Annotated in this window: 12 protein-coding genes; 6 read left to right on the top strand and 6 right to left on the bottom strand. The window is 61.6% G+C overall.

All coding sequences use genetic code 11. The features are described from left to right. Positions 1-162: 162 nt before the first annotated feature. Genes xylF through C4J85_RS11110 form a run of 3 tightly spaced genes read left to right on the top strand, consistent with a single transcriptional unit; the run spans position 163 to position 3,854 of the window. Positions 163-1,164, top strand: coding sequence for a D-xylose ABC transporter substrate-binding protein (xylF, locus tag C4J85_RS11120; RefSeq protein WP_124370398.1), 1,002 nt, complete (start codon positions 163-165; stop codon positions 1,162-1,164). Further along, a complete protein-coding gene (xylG, locus tag C4J85_RS11115) occupies positions 1,161-2,717 on the top strand; it encodes a D-xylose ABC transporter ATP-binding protein (protein WP_124362439.1) in 1,557 nt (518 codons plus the stop codon). Before xylF ends, xylG begins: the two co-directional genes overlap by 4 nt. After that, positions 2,718-3,854, top strand: coding sequence for a sugar ABC transporter permease (locus tag C4J85_RS11110; RefSeq protein WP_124366683.1), 1,137 nt, complete (start codon positions 2,718-2,720; stop codon positions 3,852-3,854). A gap of 182 nt (positions 3,855-4,036) precedes the next feature. Here C4J85_RS11110 and C4J85_RS11105 read toward each other — a convergent pair whose 3' ends face one another. The 5 genes from C4J85_RS11105 to tpx form a co-directional block, all read right to left on the bottom strand. Beyond that, positions 4,037-5,464, bottom strand: coding sequence for an efflux transporter outer membrane subunit (locus tag C4J85_RS11105; protein ID WP_124409594.1), 1,428 nt, complete (start codon positions 5,462-5,464; stop codon positions 4,037-4,039). Positions 5,465-5,619: 155 nt separating this feature from the next. Then, positions 5,620-8,727: an efflux RND transporter permease subunit gene (locus C4J85_RS11095; protein ID WP_124366680.1), complete on the bottom strand. Its 3,108-nt coding sequence runs from the start codon at positions 8,725-8,727 to the stop codon at positions 5,620-5,622. Continuing rightward, entirely contained in the window at positions 8,724-11,825 is a 3,102-nt protein-coding gene (locus C4J85_RS11090; protein ID WP_124409593.1) for an MdtB/MuxB family multidrug efflux RND transporter permease subunit, read from the bottom strand. Before C4J85_RS11090 ends, C4J85_RS11095 begins: the two co-directional genes overlap by 4 nt. Further along, positions 11,822-13,120 (bottom strand): MdtA/MuxA family multidrug efflux RND transporter periplasmic adaptor subunit, encoded by a 1,299-nt coding sequence (locus tag C4J85_RS11085; protein ID WP_124409592.1) that lies wholly within the window; start codon positions 13,118-13,120, stop codon positions 11,822-11,824. Before C4J85_RS11085 ends, C4J85_RS11090 begins: the two co-directional genes overlap by 4 nt. A gap of 231 nt (positions 13,121-13,351) precedes the next feature. Continuing rightward, positions 13,352-13,852: a thiol peroxidase gene (gene tpx, locus C4J85_RS11080; protein ID WP_124370392.1), complete on the bottom strand. Its 501-nt coding sequence runs from the start codon at positions 13,850-13,852 to the stop codon at positions 13,352-13,354. Positions 13,853-14,011: 159 nt separating this feature from the next. Here tpx and C4J85_RS11075 point away from each other — a divergent pair, with 159 nt between their 5' ends. The 3 genes from C4J85_RS11075 to C4J85_RS11065 all read left to right on the top strand — a co-directional run bounded on the left by C4J85_RS11075 (position 14,012) and on the right by C4J85_RS11065 (position 20,162). Further along, positions 14,012-15,301 (top strand): glycosyltransferase, encoded by a 1,290-nt coding sequence (locus tag C4J85_RS11075; protein ID WP_124409591.1) that lies wholly within the window; start codon positions 14,012-14,014, stop codon positions 15,299-15,301. Between the two features lie 71 nt (positions 15,302-15,372). Continuing rightward, entirely contained in the window at positions 15,373-16,278 is a 906-nt protein-coding gene (locus C4J85_RS11070) for an AraC family transcriptional regulator (protein ID WP_124362431.1), read from the top strand. 110 nt (positions 16,279-16,388) lie between these two features. Continuing rightward, on the top strand, positions 16,389-20,162 hold the full coding sequence (locus C4J85_RS11065; RefSeq protein ID WP_124409590.1) for a hypothetical protein: 3,774 nt from the start codon (positions 16,389-16,391) through the stop codon (positions 20,160-20,162). A gap of 85 nt (positions 20,163-20,247) precedes the next feature. Here C4J85_RS11065 and C4J85_RS11060 read toward each other — a convergent pair whose 3' ends face one another. Continuing rightward, positions 20,248-20,526 (bottom strand): chitin binding peritrophin-A domain-containing protein, encoded by a 279-nt coding sequence (locus C4J85_RS11060; RefSeq protein ID WP_124409589.1) that lies wholly within the window; start codon positions 20,524-20,526, stop codon positions 20,248-20,250. Positions 20,527-20,834 lie beyond the last annotated feature (308 nt).

Genomic DNA, 20,834 nt, shown 5'->3' with positions numbered 1-20,834 from the left:
GAGGGAGCTTGCTCCCGCTGGGTCGCGAAGCGGCCCCGTCTACAGGTTCTGCGGTTTACCTGATATACCGAGGTGTCTGGTTTTGGGGCTGCTTCGCAGCCCAGCGGGAGCAAGCTCCCTCGCCACAGTGTCTTTCCAACAACAATAAAAGGACGCACCACCATGAAGTCATTCAAACGTACCCTGCTCGCCACCGCCCTGGCCCTGCTCGCCCTGCCGGTGATGGCCGATTCGGCGCACCCGAAAATCGGCTTTTCCATCGACGACCTGCGCCTGGAACGCTGGTCCCGAGACCGCGATTACTTCGTCGCGGCGGCGGAAAAGCTCGATGCCAAGGTGTTCGTGCAATCGGCCGATGCCAACGAGCAGAAGCAGATCTCGCAGATCGAAAACCTCATCTCACGTGGCGTCGACGTGATCGTTATCGTGCCGTTCAATGCCACGGTGTTGACCAACGCGGTCGCCGAAGCCAAGAAGGCCGGGATCAAAGTCGTGTCTTACGACCGGCTGATTCTCAACGCGGACATCGACGCCTACATTTCCTTCGATAACGAAAAGGTCGGCGAAATGCAGGCCAACGGCGTGCTGCAAGCGGCGCCCAAGGGCAATTACTTTCTGCTCGGCGGCGCACCCACCGACAACAACGCCAAGGTGCTGCGCGAAGGCCAGATGAAAGTGCTGCAGCCGGCCATCGACAAGGGCGATATCAAGATTGTCGGCCAGCAGTGGGTCAAGGAATGGAACCCCACCGAGGCGCTGAGCATCGTCGAGAACGCCCTGACCCGCAATAACAACAAGATCGACGCCATCGTCGCCTCCAACGATGCCACCGCCGGCGGTGCGATCCAGGCCCTGGCCGCGCAGAAGCTGGCGGGCAAGGTACCGATTTCCGGCCAGGACGCTGACCTGGCGGCGATCAAGCGCGTGATCGACGGTACCCAGACCATGACCGTCTACAAGCCGCTCAAGTTGATCGCCACCGAGGCGGCCAAACTGTCGGTGCAGCTGGCGCGCAATGAAAAGCCCACCTACAGCTCGCAATACGACAATGGCAGCAAGCAGGTCGACACCATCCTGCTCACGCCGACGCCGTTGACCAAGGCCAATATCGACGTGCTGGAGAAGGACGGGTTCTACACCAAAGAGCAGATCGCCGGGCAATGACCGCCATGGCCGCCGACTACTTGCTGCAAATGAACGGCATCGTCAAAAGCTTTGGCGGTGTCAACGCCCTCGACGGCATCGACATCAAGGTACGGCCGGGGGAATGCGTCGGCCTGTGTGGCGAGAACGGCGCCGGCAAATCCACCTTGATGAAGGTGCTGTCGGCGGTCTACCCGTATGGCACCTGGGAGGGCGAAATCCTCTGGGACGGGCAGCCGCTCAAAGCCCAGTCGATCAGCGAAACCGAGGCCGCCGGCATCGTCATCATCCACCAGGAATTGACCCTGGTGCCCGACCTGTCGGTGGCCGAGAACATCTTCATGGGCCACGAGCTGACCCTGCCCGGTGGGCGGATGAATTACCCGGCGATGCTGCACCGCGCCGAGGCGTTGATGCGCGAACTCAAGGTGCCGGACATGAACGTCGCGCTGCCGGTTTCGCAGTACGGCGGCGGCTACCAGCAACTGGTGGAGATCGCCAAGGCCCTCAACAAACAGGCGCGCCTGCTGATCCTGGACGAGCCCTCCTCGGCCCTGACCCGCTCGGAGATCGAGGTGCTGCTCGACATTATCCGTGACCTCAAGGCCAAGGGCGTGGCCTGTGTGTATATCTCGCACAAGCTCGATGAAGTGGCCGCCGTGTGCGACACCATTGCGGTGATTCGCGATGGCAAGCACATCGCGACCACCGCCATGGCCGACATGGATATCCCACGGATCATCACGCAGATGGTCGGCCGCGAGATGAGCAACCTCTACCCCACCGAGCCCCACGAGGTGGGCGAGGTGGTGTTCGAAGCGCGCAACGTCACCTGCTACGACGTCGACAACCCCAGGCGCAAACGCGTCGACGATATTTCGTTTGTGCTCAAGCGTGGCGAAATCCTCGGCATTGCCGGGCTGGTGGGCGCCGGGCGCACGGAACTGGTGTCGGCGCTGTTCGGCGCCTACCCCGGCCGCTACAGCGCCGAGGTATGGCTGGAGGGCCAGGTGATCGACACGCGCACGCCGCTCAAGTCGATCCGCGCGGGGCTGTGCATGGTGCCCGAGGACCGCAAGCGCCAGGGCATCATTCCCGACCTGGGCGTGGGCCAGAACATCACCCTGGCGGTGCTCGACACCTACGCCCACCTGACCCGCATCGACGCCGAAGCCGAACTGGGCAGCATCGATCAGCAGATCGCCCGCATGCACCTCAAGACCGCCAGCCCGTTTCTGCCGATCACCAGCCTGTCCGGTGGCAACCAGCAAAAAGCCGTGCTGGCGAAAATGCTGATGGCCAAGCCCAAGGTGCTGATCCTCGATGAGCCCACGCGCGGGGTGGATGTGGGGGCCAAGTATGAGATCTACAAACTGATGGGCGCGCTGGCGGCCGAGGGGGTGTCGATCATCATGGTGTCGTCGGAGCTCGCTGAAGTGCTCGGCGTGTCCAACCGCGTGCTGGTGATCGGCGACGGCCAGCTGCGGGGGGATTTCATCAATCAGGGGCTCACCCAGGAACAGGTGCTCGCCGCTGCGCTCAGCCAAAATAACAATGATCGGAAGACCGCGTAGATGAATCAGGTCAAACACCTTTTCACCCGCTACAAAATGCTCGCCCTGGTGATCGCCGTGGCGTTCATCTGGCTATTTTTCAGCTGGCAGACCGACGGCGGCTTCCTCACGCCGCGTAACCTGTCCAACCTGCTGCGGCAGATGTCGATCACCGGGATCCTGGCGTGCGGCATGGTGCTGGTGATCATCAGCGGCGAAATCGATTTGTCGGTGGGTTCGTTGCTGGGCTTGCTGGGTGGGCTGGCGGCGATCCTGGATGTGGTGTACCACATCCCACTGCTGGCCAACCTGAGCCTGGTGGCGTTATGCGGCCTGATGATCGGCCTGGCTAACGGCTACATGACCGCCTATCTGCGCATCCCCTCGTTCATTGTCGGCCTGGGCGGGATGCTGGCGTTTCGCGGGATCTTGCTGGGGATTACCGGCGGCACCACCATCGCACCGGTGTCGCCGTCGCTGGTGTACGTCGGCCAAGGGTACCTGCCGCACACCGTGGGCATCGGCCTGGGTGCAGTGCTGTTCGCGCTGACCCTGTTCCTCACCTGGAAACAACGGCGCAACCGCGCCCTGCATGGCCTGGCCGCGCACTCTCTGATGCGCGACGTACTGCGCGTGGTGCTGATCGGCGCGGTGCTGGCCGGGTTTGTCACCACCCTCAACAGCTATGACGGCATTCCGGTGCCGGTGTTGCTGCTGCTGGTGCTGCTCGGCGTGTTCAGCTACGTCACCAGCCAGACCGTCTTCGGCCGTCGCGTGTATGCGGTGGGCAGCAATATGGAAGCCACGCGGCTGTCCGGCATCAACGTGCAGGCGGTGAAACTGTGGATCTTCGGCATCATGGGCGTGATGTGCGCCCTCGCCGGCCTAGTCAACACCGCCCGCCTGGCCGCCGGCTCACCGTCGGCGGGCAATATGGGCGAGCTGGACGCCATCGCAGCGTGCTTCATCGGCGGCACCTCGATGCGCGGCGGGTCGGGCACGGTATATGGCGCCTTGCTCGGGGCGTTGGTGATTACCAGTTTGGATAACGGCATGTCGATGCTGGATGTGGACAGTTACTGGCAGATGATTGTGAAGGGCAGCATTCTGGTGCTGGCGGTGTGGGTGGATGTGAGTACACGGGCGGGTCGCCGGTAACCCTTGGGAGGGGGCTTGCTCCCGATGGCGCAGTGCCAGTCGATATTCATCAGCTGATACACCGCTATCGGGAGCAAGCCCCCTCCCACACTGTCCTCATTTTTCCTCGGGGGTGATCGCCAAGGCTAGCAACGGGGGATGACCGTCCCACGCAGGGGCGCGGAAACGATCGGTGTCTGCGGTCAATCCTTCTCGACCAGAGCAGTGTTGCCGTCCCATCCGCCACCCAGCGCCGCAATCAATTGCACGCTCGCCACCAGCCGCGACTGCAGCAAGGTCAATACCGTGCGCTCGTTGCTCAAGGCGGTCGCCTGTACGGTGACCACGTCCAGATAAGCGATCAACCCGGCCTTGTACTGGTTCTCGGTCAACCGCAACGACTCGCGGGCAGCCTCCAGCGCTTCGTTGCTGACCACCGCTTCATCCGCCAGCACCTTGAGCTGCACCATGTAGTTTTCCACTTCGCGGAACCCATCCAGCACGGTCTGACGGTACTTGGCCACGGTCTCGTCGTAACTGGCCACGCTGCGGTCGACTTCCGCCGAGCGCTGGCCGCCGTCGAACAGGGTCATGGCCAGCTTCGGGCCCACCGACCAGAAGCGGTTTGGCAGGCTGATCCAGTCTGCATAGGTGCTGCTGGAATAGCCCCCCGCCAGGCTCAAGGTCAAGTCGGGGTAATAGGCAGCCTTGGCCACGCCGATATTGGCGTTGGCCGCGATCACCGAGCGTTCCGCCGAGGCAATATCCGGGCGACGCTCCAACAGGTGCGACGGCAGGCCGACGGGAATCTGCGGCAGTGCCGGGATGTCTTTGCTCACGGCCAGGCTGAAATTGGCCGGCGCTTCACCGATCAGTACTGCAATGGCGTTTTCCAGCTGCGCGCGCTGCCAGATCAGGTCGATCAGGCTGGCCTGGGTAGTCTTGAACTGGGTTTGCGCCTGGGCGATGGCGTCCTTGCCGGCCACACCGGCGCGGTATTGGTTTTCGGTCATTTGCAGCGAGCGCTGGTAGGTGTCCAGGGTGGCTTGCAACAAGCGTGTCTGTTCGTCCATGACTCGCAACTGCAAATAGCTCTGCACCAGCTCCGACTGTTGGCTCAGGCGCATTGCGGCCAGGTCGGCCGAGCTGGCCTCGGCACTGGCTTCGTTGGCCTCCAGGCCTCGGCGCAATTTGCCCCAGATATCGGCTTCCCAGCTCACGCCCAACTGCGCATTGAGGGTGTCGCGGATACCACTGCTGGAACTGCTGAGGCTGGCGCTGCTGCTACCGGTGCCCTGGCTGGCGCGGGTTTTACCGACGCTCAGGTCGACGCTGGGGTAAAACGCCCCGCGAGCACTGCGCACCAGTGCCTGGGCCTGGCGAAAGCGCGCCTCGGCCTGGACGACGGTCTGGTTGGAGGTGTTGAGGCGCACCACCAGGTCGTTCAGTTGGTGATCGCCGTACAGCTCCCACCATGCGCCACGGGCCAGGGAATCGCTTGGATTGGCCTGGCGCCAGCCCTGGGCTTGCTTGAATTGTGCCGGTTCGACCACGGCCGGCCGCTGGTAATCAGGACCGATGGCGCAGGCGCTGAGTAGCACACCAGAGATAACCAGGGTAAGCACCCTCATACCCTTGCCGAGACTCGCGCTGTGGCGAGGGAGCTTGCTCCCGCTGGAGGGCGGAGCACTCCCAGGCGCTTTTGGGGCCGCTGCGCAGCCCAGCGGGAGCAAGCTCCCTCGCCACAACAAGCGGGAGCCTACCGGTGAGGGATTGGTTGAATCGGTCATAGCGCAGTGTCCAGGGCAGCATCGGTACGCACGCCGCGCCAGGCATTGAAGCGGTGGCGCGCGCGGTCAAGATAGAGGTAAACCACCGGAGTGGTGTAAAGGGTCAGGATCTGGCTGAACACCAGGCCGCCGATAATGGTCAGGCCCAGGGGCTGGCGCATTTCCGCGCCATCACCGGCGCCGAGCAGCAATGGCAAGGCCCCGAGAATCGCCGCCAGGGTGGTCATCAGGATCGGGCGAAGGCGCAGCAGGCAGGCGCTGCGAATCGACTCCAGCGGGCTCATGCCGTCATGACGCTCAAGCTGCAGCGCCAGGTCGATCATCAGGATCGCGTTTTTCTTCACCACCCCGATCAGCAGGAACAGCCCCAGCAGCGAGATCAGGCTGAACTCCCCGCCCAGCAGGTAGATAGACAGCAACGCGCCAACCCCGGCCGACGGCAAGGTCGACAGAATCGTCAGCGGGTGGATATAGCTTTCATACAGAATGCCCAGCACCAGGTATACCGCCACCAGCGCGCCGAGGATCATGAACGGCTGGCCTTTCTGGGTCGCGGCGAACGCGTCGGCGGTGCCGGCCATCTTGGCGATCACGTCTTCCGGCAGGCCGACCTTGGCAATCGCGCGTTCGATGGCAGCGGTGCCCTGCTCCACCGTGACGCCGGGCGCCATGTCGAACGCGATGTTTTCCGAGGCGAACTGCCCTTCATGGCTGACGCGGTCATCGGCCAGGCTGTTCTCATAATGGGCAATGGTCGACAGCGGCACGCGCGCGCCATCGGCGGTGATCACCTGCACCTGGTTAAGGGTGATCGGGTCCTGGGCATATTTGGGATTGACCTCCATCACCACCTGATACTGGTTGAGGCTGTCGTAGATCGTGGAAATCTGCCGCTGGCTGTAGGCGTTATTCAGCACCGAGGTGACCATGTCCATGTCGATGCCCAGGCGCTTGGCCTGATCGCGGTCGACGATCAGCGTGACCTGGGCCGCGCCGCGTCCTTCGCGGGCGTCGATGGCGGTCAGCTCCGGCAGTTCACGCATGGCGGCCACCACTTTCGGGTACCACTGGCGCAACGCGGCCAGGTCACCGCTTTGCAGGATGTAGGAGTACTGCGCGCTGGTCTGGTCGCGGCTGCCGCCAAACTGCAGGTCCTGGTCGGCCATCAGGAACAGACGACCGCCCGGCACCAGCGGTACCTCCTTGCGCAAGCGCTCGATCACCGCCTGGGCCGAGACCTTGCGCTCACCGATGGGTTTGAGGCGCACCAGCATCACCGCATTGTTGATGCCGTTGTTGCCGCCGATAAAGCCAGCCACGCTGAGCACCGCCGGGTCCTTGAGCACGGCCTGGCGAAAAATCTCCATCTTCGGCTGCATCACATTGAACGACAGCCCGTCATCGCCGCGCACAAAACCGATCAACTGGCCGGTGTCCTGCTGGGGCATGAAGGTTTTCGGCACCACCACGTACAGCGCGATGTTCACGCCCACGGTGACCAGCAGGCTGAGCAGGGTCAGGCGTCGATGGCGCAGCACCCAGTCCAGGCTGGTGGCATAGGCGGCGACCATGCGCTCGTTGATGCGGTGGCTCCAGCGCTGCAACCCGGTCATGTGCCCTTTGACATGGGGCTTGAGCCAGCGCGCGCAGAGCATCGGGGTCAGGGTCAGCGACACGATCAGCGAAACGATGATCGCCGCCGACAAGGTGATGGAAAACTCACGAAACAGGTTGGTGACAATGCCGCCCATGAACAGGATGGAGAGAAACACCGCCACCAGCGATACGTTCATCGACAGCAAGGTAAAGCCGACTTCCTCGGCGCCCAGGTAGGCGGCCTTCATCGGCGGCACGCCCTCGTCGATATGCCGGGAAATGTTCTCCAGCACCACAATGGCATCGTCCACCACCAGGCCGGTGGCCAGGATCAGCGCCATCAGCGAGAAGTTGTTCAACGAAAACCCGTACAGGTACATCACCGCAAAAGTGCCCACCAGCGACACCGGCACCGCCAGGGTGGGGATCAACGAGGCGCGGAAGTTGCCCAGGAACAGGTACACCACCAGCACCACCAGGGCCACGGCGATCAGCAGGGTCATTTCGGCTTCGTGCAAGGTGGCGGTGATGACCGGAGAACGGTCCATGGCCAGGTTGAGCTTGACGCTGGACGGCAACACCGCCTGCAACGCCGGCAACTGCGCCTTGATCTGGCGCACCGTCTCGATGATGTTGGCGCCGGACTGGCGGTTGATCACCAGCAGCACCGCCGAATCATTGTTGAAAAAACCGCTGTTGTAACGGTCTTCGACGCCATCGCTGATCTTCGCCACATCGCTCAGGCGCAGCGCCGCGCCATTCTGGTAGCGAATCAGCAGCGGCTCGTAGTCCTTGGCCTTTTCCAACTGGTCGTTGGCCTGGATCTGCCAGTTACGCTCGCTGTCTTCCAGGGAGCCCTTGGGCCGGCGCTGGTTGGCGTTGGCGATGGTATTGCGCACATCGTCCAGGGCCACGCCGTACTGGTCGAGGGCCTTGGGCTCCAGCTCGATGCGCACCGCCGGCAGGGAGCTGCCGCCAATCTGCACTTCGCCCACCCCCGGCACCTGGGACAGGCTCTGGGACAGGATGGTCGAGGCCAGGTCGTACAGCTGGCCCTTCTGCAGCACGTCCGAGGTCAGCGACAGCACCATGATCGGCGCCTGGGACGGGTTGATCTTCTTGTACGTGGGCATGCTGCGCATGCCGCTGGGCAGCAGGTTGCGCGACGCATTGATCGCCGCCTGCACTTCCCGCGCCGCGCCGTTGATATCCCGGTCGGAATCGAAAGCGAGGATCACCCGCGTAGAGCCCTGGCTCGACGAACTGCTCATGGTGGTGATGCCGGCAATCGCGCCGAACGAGCGCTCCAGCGGCGTGGCCACGGTAGACGCCATCACCTCGGGGCTGGCGCCGGGCAAGCTGGCCGACACCACGATCACCGGGAAGTCGATCTGCGGCAACGGCGACACCGGCAGCAGGTTGAAGCTGACGCCGCCGAGCAGCATGATCGCCAGGCTCAGCAGCATCGTGGCTACCGGCCGGCGAATGAACGGTCCGGACAGGTTCATGACTCAACCGGCTCCGGGCTCTGTGGCTCTTTGCGCCAGCGCCGTCCCAACCGATCGAAATACAGGTAGATCACCGGCGTGGTGAACAGCGTCAACACCTGGCTCACCAGCAACCCGCCGACCATCACCAGGCCCAGGGGCTGGCGCAGCTCGGCACCGGAACCGGTGGCCAGCATCAACGGCACCGCACCAAACAAGGCGGCCAGGGTGGTCATCAGGATCGGCCGGAAGCGCAGCAGCGCCGCCTGGTAGATGGCGGTCTGCGGGTCCAGGCCCTGGTTGCGCTCGGCGTCGAGGGCGAAGTCGATCATCATGATCGCGTTCTTCTTGACGATACCGATCAGCAAAATGATGCCGATGATCGCGATCATGCCCAGGTCATTGCCACTGAGCAGCAAGGCGAGCAAGGCACCCACCGCCGCCGAGGGCAAGGTCGAGAGAATGGTGATCGGGTGGATATAACTCTCGTAGAGCACGCCGAGCACGATGTACATGGTGACCACCGCCGCCAGGATCAGCAGCAAGGTGCTCGACAGCGAGGCCTCGAACGCCTGGGCCGCGCCCTGGAACTGGGTCTGCACGCCGACCGGCATGCCGATGTCCTTCTGGGTCTGGTTGATCAGCTCCACACCTTTGCCCAGCGCAACGCCGGGGGCCAGGTTGAACGACATCATCACCGCCGGGAACTGGCCGATATGGGCAATCGCCAACTGCGCCTGGCGCTGCTCCACATGGGCCAGGCTCGACAGCCGCACCTGGCCGCCGTCGGTGGTCTTCACATGGATCTGGTTGAGCGCGGCCGGGCCCAGGGTTTCGCCCGATTGGGCCTGCAATACCACGCGGTACTGGCTGGCCTGGGTGTAGATGGTGGAAATCTGCCGTTGGCCGAAGGCGTCGTACAGCGCGTCGGTGATGGTCGAGACGCTGACGCCCAGGCGCGAGGCGGCATCGCGGTCGATCACCAGGTACACCTGCAGGCCTTTGTCCTGCAGGTCACTGGCCACGTCGGTGAGTTCCGGCAACTGGCTGAGGGCATGCACCAGTTTGTCGCTCCACAGGGCCAACAGCTCGGCGTCCGGCGAGGACATGCTGAATTGGTACTGGGTGCGGCTGACACGGTCTTCAATGGTCAGGTCCTGCACCGGCTGCATGAACAGGCGGATGCCCACCAGCTTGTCGATTTCCGGTTGCAGGCGCGCGATCACCTGCGTCGCGCTCAAGTCGCGCTGCCCGTGGGCCTTGAGGTTGATCAGCAAGCGGCCGCTGTTGAGCGTGGCGTTATCACCGTCCACGCCAATGTAGGACGACAGGCTTTCAACCGCCGGATCGGCCAGGATGATCTTCGCCAGTTCCTGCTGGCGCTGACTCATCGCCGCAAAGGAAATCGACTGTGGCGCCTCGGAAATGCCCTGGATCACCCCGGTGTCCTGCACCGGGAAAAAGCCCTTGGGCACCACCAGGTACAGCACCACCGTAAGGCCCAGAGTGGCGATGGCCACCAGCAGGGTCAGCGGCTGGTGCCTGAGCACCCACTGCAACTTGCGCCCGTAGGCTTCGATCAGCCAATCGATCCAGGCGCCACTGGCCTTGTAGAAGCGGCCCTGCTCCTCTTCTTTCGGCTCACGCTTGAGCAAGCGCGCGCACATCATCGGCGTAAGCGTGAGGGACACCACCAGGGAAATCAGGATCGCCACGGCCAGGGTAATGGCAAACTCGCGGAACAGGCGCCCGACCACATCAGCCATGAACAGCAGCGGGATCAGCACGGCGATCAGCGACAGGGTCAGGGAAATCAAGGTGAAGCCGATCTGTTTGGCGCCTTTGAGCGCGGCGGCCATGGGCGTCTCGCCTTCCTCGATGTAGCGGGAGATGTTCTCCAGCATCACGATGGCATCGTCCACCACGAACCCGGTGGCAATGGTCAGGGCCATCAACGTCAGGTTGTTGACCGAAAACCCCGCCAGGTACATCACGCCAAAGGTGCCGATCAGCGACAGCGGCACGGCGATGGATGGAATAAGCGTGGCGCTGACTCGGCGCAGGAACAGGAACGTCACCATTACCACCAGGACAATGGCGATCAGCAATTCGTGCTGCACGTCTTTCACCGACGCGCGGATGGTCTGGGTGCGATCGGTGAGCACCGTCACGTCCAGGCCCGCCGGCAGGTTGTCGGTGATGCTCGGCAGCAGCGCCTTGATACGGTCCACCACCTCGATCACGTTGGCGCCCGGCTGGCGCTGGATATTGAGCAGCACGGCCTGGTTTTCATTGGCCCAGGCGGCAAGGCGCTCGTTTTCGGCGCCGTCGACAATTTGCGCCACGTCTTTAAGGCGCAGCGGCGCGCCGTTGCTGTAGGCCAGGATCAGTTCGGCATATTGCTGGGGCGAGACCAACTGGTCGTTGGCGTCGAGCATCGACACCCGAGTGGGGCCGTCGAAATTGCCCTTGGGCTGGTTGACGTTGGACGCGGCGATCAAGGTGCGCACGTCCGACAGGTTCAGGCCGTTGGCCGCCAGGGCCTCGGGGTTGACCTTGATGCGCACGGCCTGGCGCTGGCCACCGGCGATGCTGACCATGCCGACACCGCTGATCTGCGCGATCTTTTGCGCCATGCGCGTGTCGACCAGGTCATTGAGCTTGGGCAGCAGCATGGTCTTGGAGGTGATGGCCAACGTTAGTACCGGGGTATCCGCCGGGTTGACCTTGTTGTACACCGGCGGCGCCGGCAAATCCTTGGGCAGCAGGTTGGTGGCGGCGTTGATCGCGGCCTGTACCTGTTGCTCGGCGACATCCATGTTGATGTCGAGGTTGAAGCGCAGGGTCAGCACCGACGCGCCGCCGGAGCTGGTGGACGCCATCTGGGTCAGGCCGGGCATCTGCCCGAACTGGCGCTCCAGCGGCGCGGTGACTGCGCTGGTCATCACGTCGGGGCTGGCGCCGGGGTACAGCGTCATCACCCGAATCGTCGGATAGTCCACCTGGGGCAAGGCCGACACCGGCAACAGGCGATAGGCGATGAGGCCGGCCAATACAATGGCCAGCATGCTCAGCGTGGTGGCGACCGGGCGAAGGATGAACAGGCGCGACAGGTTCATGCGCCGACCTTTTGCGCCTTGCCGGCGTCAGTACCGGTCTCCCCTTTTGCCGCGGGCTTGCCTTGCAGGTGTTCGGTCGGGGTGGTCGGCACTTCACTGCTGTCGTTGACCACTTCGATTTCACTGCCGTCCTTGAGACGGTCGGTGCCTTCCATGACCACCCGATCACCCGCCGCGAGGCCTTGCTTGATCACGGTGTTGTCGCCATCGGTATCGCCCACCACCAGCGGCTGGACCTTGACCTTCTTGTCGCCATCGAGCTTGTAGACGAAGGTGCCGTTGTTACCGAACTGGATCGCAGCGGAAGGTGCCAGCACCACGTTGTGCAGGGTGTCGGCCAGCAGATGCACATTGACGAACTGATTGGGGAACAGCGCCTGATCCTTGTTATCGAAGCGCGCCTTGAATTTCAGGGTGCCGGTGGTCACGTCGATCTGGTTGTCCAGGCTTTGCAGCACGCCCACCGCCTGCTTTTTCGCGTCGCCACGGTCCCAGGCTTCCACCGGCAGTTTATTGCCGGCGTGGTAACGGGCGAGCACGGTTTCCAGGGTATTTTCCGGCAGGGTGAAGGCCACGCTGATTGGCTGGGTCTGGGTGATCACCGCGAGGGCGGTGGTGTCGTTGGCGGCCACCAGGTTGCCGACATCGAGCTGACGCAGGCCGACGCGACCGGCAATCGGCGCGCGGATCTTGGTGAATTCAAGGTTCAGCTTGGCATCGTCGACCGCGCCCTGGTTGGTCTTGACCGTGCCCTGGTACTGCATGACCAGCGCTTCGGCGGTGTCCAGGGTCTGCTTGGCGATGCTGTCCTGGGCGTACAGGCCGCGATAGCGCTCGACGTCGACCTGGGCGTTTTTCAACTGGGCCTGGTTCTGCAACAACGTGCCCTGGGCCTGGAGCAAGGCGTTCTGGTAGCTGCGCGGGTCGATTTCCGCCAGAAGGTCGCCGGCCTTGACCATCTGCCCTTCTTCAAAGGCGATCTTCACCAGCTCGCCGCCCACCCGGCTGCGCACATTAATGGTGTTGAGCGCCGTCACCGTGCCCAACGCCTTGTAGTACACCGGAAAATCCCCCAGCGCCGCCGATGCCACACGCACCGGAATCGGGCCGGTAGCACCGCCGAAACCCGGGCGCGCCATGCCGGTTTTACCGGTGTGCCCGGCCGGAGCGTCCTTATGGGCCGCGCTGCCGGGCCAGAACTTCCAGCACAGGCCGGCGATAACCAGCAGCACGAGCAGGCCGAACAGCCAGCGACGGGAGTTGCGGGGGGAGGATTGCATGGAGTGATCAACCATTGGGCGCGAGAGCTTCTTCTTTGGGAGGCTGAAAGATAAGCACTGGGGTGCGTTTAGAAAAGCACCTTTACCGGCTATTTACCTTGGGCTTACAACTTTTAACTTCTGATTTTAGTCCGCTGGCTATTTCGCTAAACCGCTGACGCTCAAATAAAAACGGCCTGGACTAGGCCAGGCCGCAATCATGCATCATACGTGTTACTGCCAAACGACAGTCACGCGCAGATACAGTTACTTCAACACCGCCAGGGCGGCGTCGTAGTTTGGCTCTTCAGCGATTTCCTTGACCAACTCGCTGTGCAGCACAGTGTCGTTTTCGTCCAGCACCACCACCGCGCGAGCGGTCAGGCCCTTGAGCGGGCCGTCGGCAATCGCCACACCGTAATCAACGGCGAAATCCGAATCGCGGAAGTCCGACAGGTTCTTCACGTTTTCCAGGCCTTCGGAACCGCAGAAACGCGCCTGGGCGAATGGCAGGTCGGTGGAGATGCACAGCACCACGGTGTTTTCCACATCGTTGGCCTGGGCGTTGAACTTGCGCACCGAAGTCGCGCAGGTTGGGGTGTCAACGCTTGGGAAGATGTTCAGCACTTTGCGCTTGCCGGCAAAGGTGGCCAGGGTGGCGTTGGACAGATCGCCGGCGGTCAGGGTGAAGTCTGCAGCTTTGGCGCCGACTTTCGGCAGTTCGCCTTCAACCTGGACCGGGTTGCCTTTGAGGGTAACTTGAGCCATGAACGGAATCCTTATGCTGGGTTTTGGTTAAACGAAATCGAGAGGCCGAAGTTAACCACAAAGTCCGTTGGCTACCTACCGCCAGACACAAATTGTCATGCCATCTGGTTGTGGTTTAATTGCGCGCTTTTCGCCTGTCCTTCAAGGAAATCAAAGCCGATGAATCATCCCGCCACCAAAGTCCTGGTCATCGGTTACGTCTGGCCGGAGCCGCGTTCTTCGGCTGCGGGCGGGCATATGATGCAAATTCTGCAGAGTTTTCTCACACAAGGTTGGGACATCACCTTCAGCAGCCCGGCCACCATCGGCGAGCACAAGGCCGACTTGCCGGCGCTGGGCATCCGTGAATGCGCCATTGAGCTCAATAACAGCAGCTTCGACGACTTCATCCGTGAACTGGCGCCGGACATCGTGCTGTTCGACCGCTTCATGATGGAAGAACAGTTCGGCTGGCGCGTGGAAAAAGGCTGCCCCAACGCCCTGCGCGTGCTGGAAACCTCCGACCTGCAAAGCCTGCGCGACGCCCGGCATGTGCGGCTCAAGGCGGCGCTCAAGGCCGATCCGGAGCGCGATGACTTTACTGCCCTGTTCGCCCCGGACCTGGAGCAAGAATTCCAACGGATGGCCGACACTGACCTGGCCAAACGCGAGATTGCCGCGATCTACCGCTGCGACATCAGCCTGATGATCTCCGACGTGGAAATCCGCCTGCTCACCGAGCAGTTCAAGGTGCCCGCCGCACTGCTCCACTGGTGCCCGTTGATGATGGAGCCGCCAACCGCAGCCTTTGCGCCGTTCGAAGACCGCGCGCACTTTCTCAGCATCGGCAACTTCCGCCACGCGCCCAACTGGGACGCGGTATTGTGGATGAAGCACAGCCTCTGGCCGCTGATCCGCCAGCAATTACCGGGCGCCCAGTTGCACATCTATGGCGCCTACACCCCGCCCAAGGCCACTGCCCTGCACAACCCGACGCAGGGCTTTCATGTGATGAACTGGGCCGAAGATGCGCTGCAAGTGATGACGGCGGCGCGTATCTGCCTGGCGCCGCTGCGCTTTGGTGCGGGGATCAAGGGCAAACTGGCGGACGCGATGCTGTGCGGCACGCCGACTATCACCACGCCAATCGGCGCCGAGGCCATGGGCGCCGGACAGCCTTGGCCGGGGGCCATCGAGCACAGCGCCACGGCCCTGGCCGCAGCCGCCGTGAGCCTGTACCAGGACCGCGAGCGCTGGAGCCAGGCCCAGGAACACGGCCGCCAACTGCTTGCCCGGCGCTATGACCAGACGGTCCACGGGCCAGCGCTGGTGGCCTGCCTGGAACACTGTCGCAGCCAGCTGGACGCCCATCGCCGGGACAACTTCACCGGCAGCATGCTGCGCCATCATGCGCACAAGAGCACCCAGTACATGTCTCAGTGGATCGAAGCAAAAAACCGCACCCTATAGCGCTGCCGCTGGCAGGGTCGCGCGCAACGGGGCATTATCCTACGCGGCACCCACAATAAAGCGACGGCAACATGACCCGAGCAACGCGCATCACCGACCCTTCCTACGAGTTGATGGACGACCATAACGGCCTGTCCATCATCTATCGCCAGCACGGCTTTCCCTGCCCGCTGGTGCGCTGGCACTTCCATAAGGAATACGAGCTGCACCTGATCGTCGCCAGCTCCGGCAAGGTGTTCATTGGCGACTACATCGGCAACTTCTATCCCGAAAGCCTGTTCCTGACGGGCCCCAATTTGCCGCATAACTGGATCAGCCAGGTGGAGGCCGATGAGACAGTCCCCAAGCGCGACATGCTGGTGAACTTTACCGACGAGTTGCTGGAAAACGGCAGTCAGATCTTCACCGAACTCAGAAGCCTGGCGCCGCTGCTCGAACGCGCCCAGTACGGCATCGAATTCCGCTGCAAAACCACCATCGCGCGAGCCATGGATCTGATGCAGCGCATCGAAGACACCCAGGGCATGGCGCGGCTGGGGCACTTCTTTATCTTGCTGGAAGTATTGAGCGCCTGCGAGGACTACCATCTGCTGTCGGGTGCCACTACACCCCAGCTGGCCGATGAGCACAGCATCGACCGCACCAACCGCGCGGTGGATTATATCTTTGCCCACTACGCCCGCGAGCTACCGTTGGAGGAAGTGGCAGACTACCTGGGCATGAAGCCCACCTATTTTTCCCGCGTGTTCAAACAGGCTACCGGGCGCACGTTTATCGAGTTCGTCAACCGGCTGCGCATCAGCAAGTCCTGCGAGTTGCTGGCCGATGGCGACAAGGCGGTGACGGATGTGTGTTTTGAGTCGGGCTTCAATAACATTTCCAACTTCAACCGGCGCTTTCAGCAGCTCAAGGGCATGACCCCATCGCACTATCGGCGCCTGGCCGTACAACGGTTGACCGAGCGTAACCAGGCCTGAGCCTGACGCAACCACTCGTCGCTTCTGTCAACTTTGACAGCTATCCGCTCTGCTGCCAGGGGTGTGTGATTTCCTTGCCCGGTTTCACCACTGTACAAGGAGCGCTCACGATGAAAGAACCAACGTCCTCCAACCTGCCCATTCCCCTGTGTGAATCCCCGCCCCACGAGCCCGCATCGCCCTCCGCCGTCAACCTTGACCCGCCTTATGTCAACGGCGCGCTGCAGCCGAATCTGGATGCTGACGTAGGATTGGGCATTCGACAGATCGATCCGTGGCTGATTGTGAATTTTGAAAAATGGGCGAACTTCAATGTCGGTGACACCTATAAATTTTTCGCCGGCAGTACCAACTACGCTTTGGGTGCAGGCGAGGTTTACCCGGAAGATTTGTACAAGGACCGTGTGCAGTTGGTCATTCCCGCATCGCTGGTGCCCGAAGGCACGATTTATCCCTGCTTCGGTGAAGTGATCAGAGTGGGCAGCGCCACGCCCAGCACATCCCCACCTCAGACCTGGTACACCAAAACCTCACGGCCAGGTGGTCGCAGCATCTACCCATGGTTCCACTCGAACCTGGTAATACACCTGCCTGAAGACCTGGAATACACGCCGCTGGACGCCGAGCGTGCCAAGGCAGGAGTGGACTTGACCTGTGACTTTTATCCGTTCTGCACGGCAGGCGACACTATTGAAGTGTGGTGGAACGGTATCGCTGTTTTTCAAAAAATCGATCAGCAACACGTTGATGGCACCAAGCCCATCATCGTGCATGTACCTGAACAAACGATTATTTCAGGGGGCAGCGGCGCAGTCTCGATTCTCTTCCGGGTGTTTGACCGCGTACTCAACTATTCCGGGGAAGACCCGCAGTGGTCGAAGGTGGTCAGGCTGGAGGCCGACCTTGAACCCGGCATGCTTGATCGGCCGCACTTCGTGGTCGGCGGTGAGTCCGTCGACGAGCTGAATTTTGATACCCATGGAGACGAGGTGTTCACTGCCGAAATGGTCGTTCCTCGAACGCTACCCGCTACGCCCAATGATACCGCCAGACCTACCCCAGCCGGCGCGCTGATCCATGTAACCCTGACCCAGTTTTACCCGGATGGCTCATCCAGCGTGGTGACGCTGCCTGGTTTTCCTGCACGCATCGGCCTTTCGTCCTCCATCGTGCTGGACAATAAGTACCTTGAAGACGTGATCGATGGCCAACTGCGCATCGAATATACCCTGACAACGGCCAGTGGCGCCTTCCTGCGCGCTTCTCGACGCCTGAGTATTCGCGTGTTCGGCACCAAAAAAATGATGCCCCCGATGCGAATCGAGCAGGACGAGGGCGGCCTGATTGATCCGGAACACCCTTTCATCAGGGCCATTTTCCCGGTCTACAGCCCTTACGCCCCCAGCAACAGCGTGACCTTTCGCATGGAAGCACCGCGACCTGGCGGCGGACTGATTGAATACGAAGAAACCGTGAATGCCGGCGCCCCACCGCCACCTGACCGCTTTCGCATCGTACTGCAGGAGGATTTTGCGCCCTTCATTGGCGTGGGACCGGTCAAGGTCTACTACCTCGTCAATGACCATCAAATGCGCACGCTTGGCCCAGGCGTACAGACGGTGCGCAAGTCCGAAGTGTTGGAAGTCATTTTCGGATCGGTCGTCGCCGAGTTGCCGGCGCCGCAATTGCAGTATGTCGACGTGTTCGACAACCTGGACCCAGCCAGCGTGATCGGAGGTCAGCTCAAGCTGACGTTGCCCTACACACGCACGTTCCCTGGGGACAAGTTCATCTGGGCATGGCTGGGCGCCAACGCCAGCGGAACCACTGGAGGGGAAGTCGAACTCTATTCCGATACGGCCGGCAAGCCGGTAGTGGTCCTGGTGGACGAAGCGTTCGTCATTGCCAATGACAATAAGGAAATCCGCCTGAGCTACGCCTTGGCACCCAAGGACAGCAGCCGACGCCGTTATTCGGAGCGCCGGACCATTACCGTGGGCCAGGCGCTGACCCTCAAGCGTCCCGAGGTCGTGCAGGCCACGCGCTATCCCGACCAGTTGGCGGCGGTGGCCGCGACAAAGGGCGCGACTGTCGTCGTCGAGTACCCGCAGATGCTGCCTTCCCATCAGGTTCGCTGTTGCTGGACCGGCATTGCGGACATCGGCACTTACTGCGAGACCCAATACGGCAGCTCTTCGAAAGTCCTGCACTTTGATATTGACCCGGAGGTGGTGGGCGCCAACATCCAGGCCCAGGGACACGTCATCCACGTGCAGTACTTCGTCATGCGGGGCGAGCACGAGTCCCCTTCGCCTGTGCTGGCCCTGGAGTTGTTGCCACCGCCGCTGCCTGAACCCTACATAGAAGGCCACTCCTATGATGGCGTGCTGAATATCGGCACATTGAACGGTACCGAACGCGCCATTGAAGACCGCTGGCACTTCAGTCATCGGTTCCAGCGCATGTGGTTCGAGATGTCCGGCACCTACGCTGACGGTTATCCCTTCCACCACACCTTTTACACGGCAGACCTGGTGACACAGGACGGCGAATTGAACGGTATTCGTGCACCGGCGCCGGTCGCTGAATTGCGCAAGCTCAAGGACGGTTCGCCACTGAACATGCGCTTCGGGGTAACGTTCGACCGCAGCGCCGAGCTGGCCAATGCGGTCTGGTTCAAGGAGCGGCGCTATACCATTCAGGCCTTGCCCGCGCAGTTCCCGGTGCCGACCCTGATCGAGGCAACCGGCTCCGGCACACTGGTCACCCTGGCCCCCTTGAACGCACAGTACGGGGCGCATGTGCAGGTGTCCATCAGCCCGATGTATACCAGCGACGTCATCTTCGTGGAGGTCGTGGGTAAAACCGCTGCAGGCTCGGCAGTGATCGGGCCGAAGTATGGCGAAACCGATGGCACCGTCATCGTCGACGTGCCCGCTTCAGTGATCGCCGCGAATATCGGCAACACGCCTACGCAGTTCACGATCAGGTATACGGTGACACGAGGCGGGCAAACCCGGCCCTCGGTACCGCTCACGGTCAATCTTGAAAGCCTGCCGCTGAGCGAACTGAGAAAAACCGTGATTCGTATCGATCAAGCATCCGCCAGCGGCGTGATCGATGTGGACGCCCTGCCCGGCAACGCCACCGCAAGGGTGACGACCTTCCCATTCATTGCCCCACACCTGCCCGTATGGCTGTATTTGTACGGTTTCAGAGCCGACGGTACGCCGCATAACCTGACCCTGATGAATGGTTCGAACAAGGCCGAGGTCGACTCGGCCTGGATCAGCCAGGGTTATCACCTGGAAACCGTATTGATCAACTACCTGCGAGACCTTGGCAATCGCAGCCAGCTGACCCTGCAATTCAAAGCGGCGCTCAATGGCGTAAGGGATGAATTGCAAGCGATTGAATTTCCACCCACCCGTTACACGCTGCAAAGCGTGATGATCAAGGAGTGCACGACGTTCAATGACAATTACATGAACTACTGGCTCAGTGAATGGCCGGACGCAGGCATTCGCCGCGAGTCGAATGGCAACTATTTCTGGCAGTCGACACCGACTACCGGCAGGGGCGTCAGCCTGTACAAAGTGCTGACGCCCGCCGCCGAGGGCTACTACCGCGTCAGCTTCCGCTACAGGATCAGCAAGTTTGCCGCGATTGGGGCGCCGACCTTTGTCGAGATTCATCTGGGCACATTGAAATGGACGCAAAACGTGCCCACGTTGAATACCTGGCTCAGCGTCAATGTGCCGCTCGGTTATTTGCCCGGCAAACCGTTCGAGGCCTCCGTTTCGGTCAGAAACCCGACCACCGGCGGGGTGTATGACATCGATGATATCTGTATCACACAGACGCCGTATCCGACCGTGATGTAGAGGTGAAAAAGGGATCTGTACCTGGGTACCGATCCCTTTTCAATGGCTTGCTGCGGCTTGAAAATGTTGGGGACAGGCAGTCCCGTCAGGGCCTTACACAGGTACGCACGGACTCATCGAACTCCAGCCCGGCCGGGCAGTTAAACGGGTATTGAATCCACCGACTAATGTTTGGTTTCCATACACAGCGATGGTAACCACCCACCACATTGGTGCTTTTGAAGTAGCCGTCTTTCGTGCATGCCGGTTCTCGTGACTCCAGTGGTGGCTCGGTGGTACAGGCACTCACAGCCATGGCGACGACCGCGCCCAGTGCAAATTTATAGAGCGTGTTGTTTTTGAAACTTGTGCGGAAAAGGTTCATAAACGTCTCCTGATTGGATTTTGCTCGGTCATTAGTCCTCAGTCCTGATAGTGCGTCTACTGTCAGAACTAACAGGTACACGACCCGAAATAGCGCATTGATTCGCTGTCCAGGGAGTGCAAAAAAGTATCAGTCCCAGTGTTCCCAAGGATTTGTCATCGCCGCGTTTGAGGGCTGTAATCAATGCACACTCTTCCTGACTCCCTGTGGGAAGACACAACAACAATAACCGTCCTTCTGTAGCCCTCTGGGCGCGGATATGGAGTGCGCGATGAAGTTCACAGCAAAAGCTCTGCTTGTCTCTACCT

It is taken from the genome of Pseudomonas sp. R4-34-07, assembly GCF_003852375.1.
In the GTDB taxonomy this organism is placed as follows: Bacteria; Pseudomonadota; Gammaproteobacteria; order Pseudomonadales; family Pseudomonadaceae; genus Aquipseudomonas.
The sequence above is the reverse complement of the archived record's forward strand: the minus strand, read 5'-3'. Positions and strand labels throughout refer to the sequence as shown.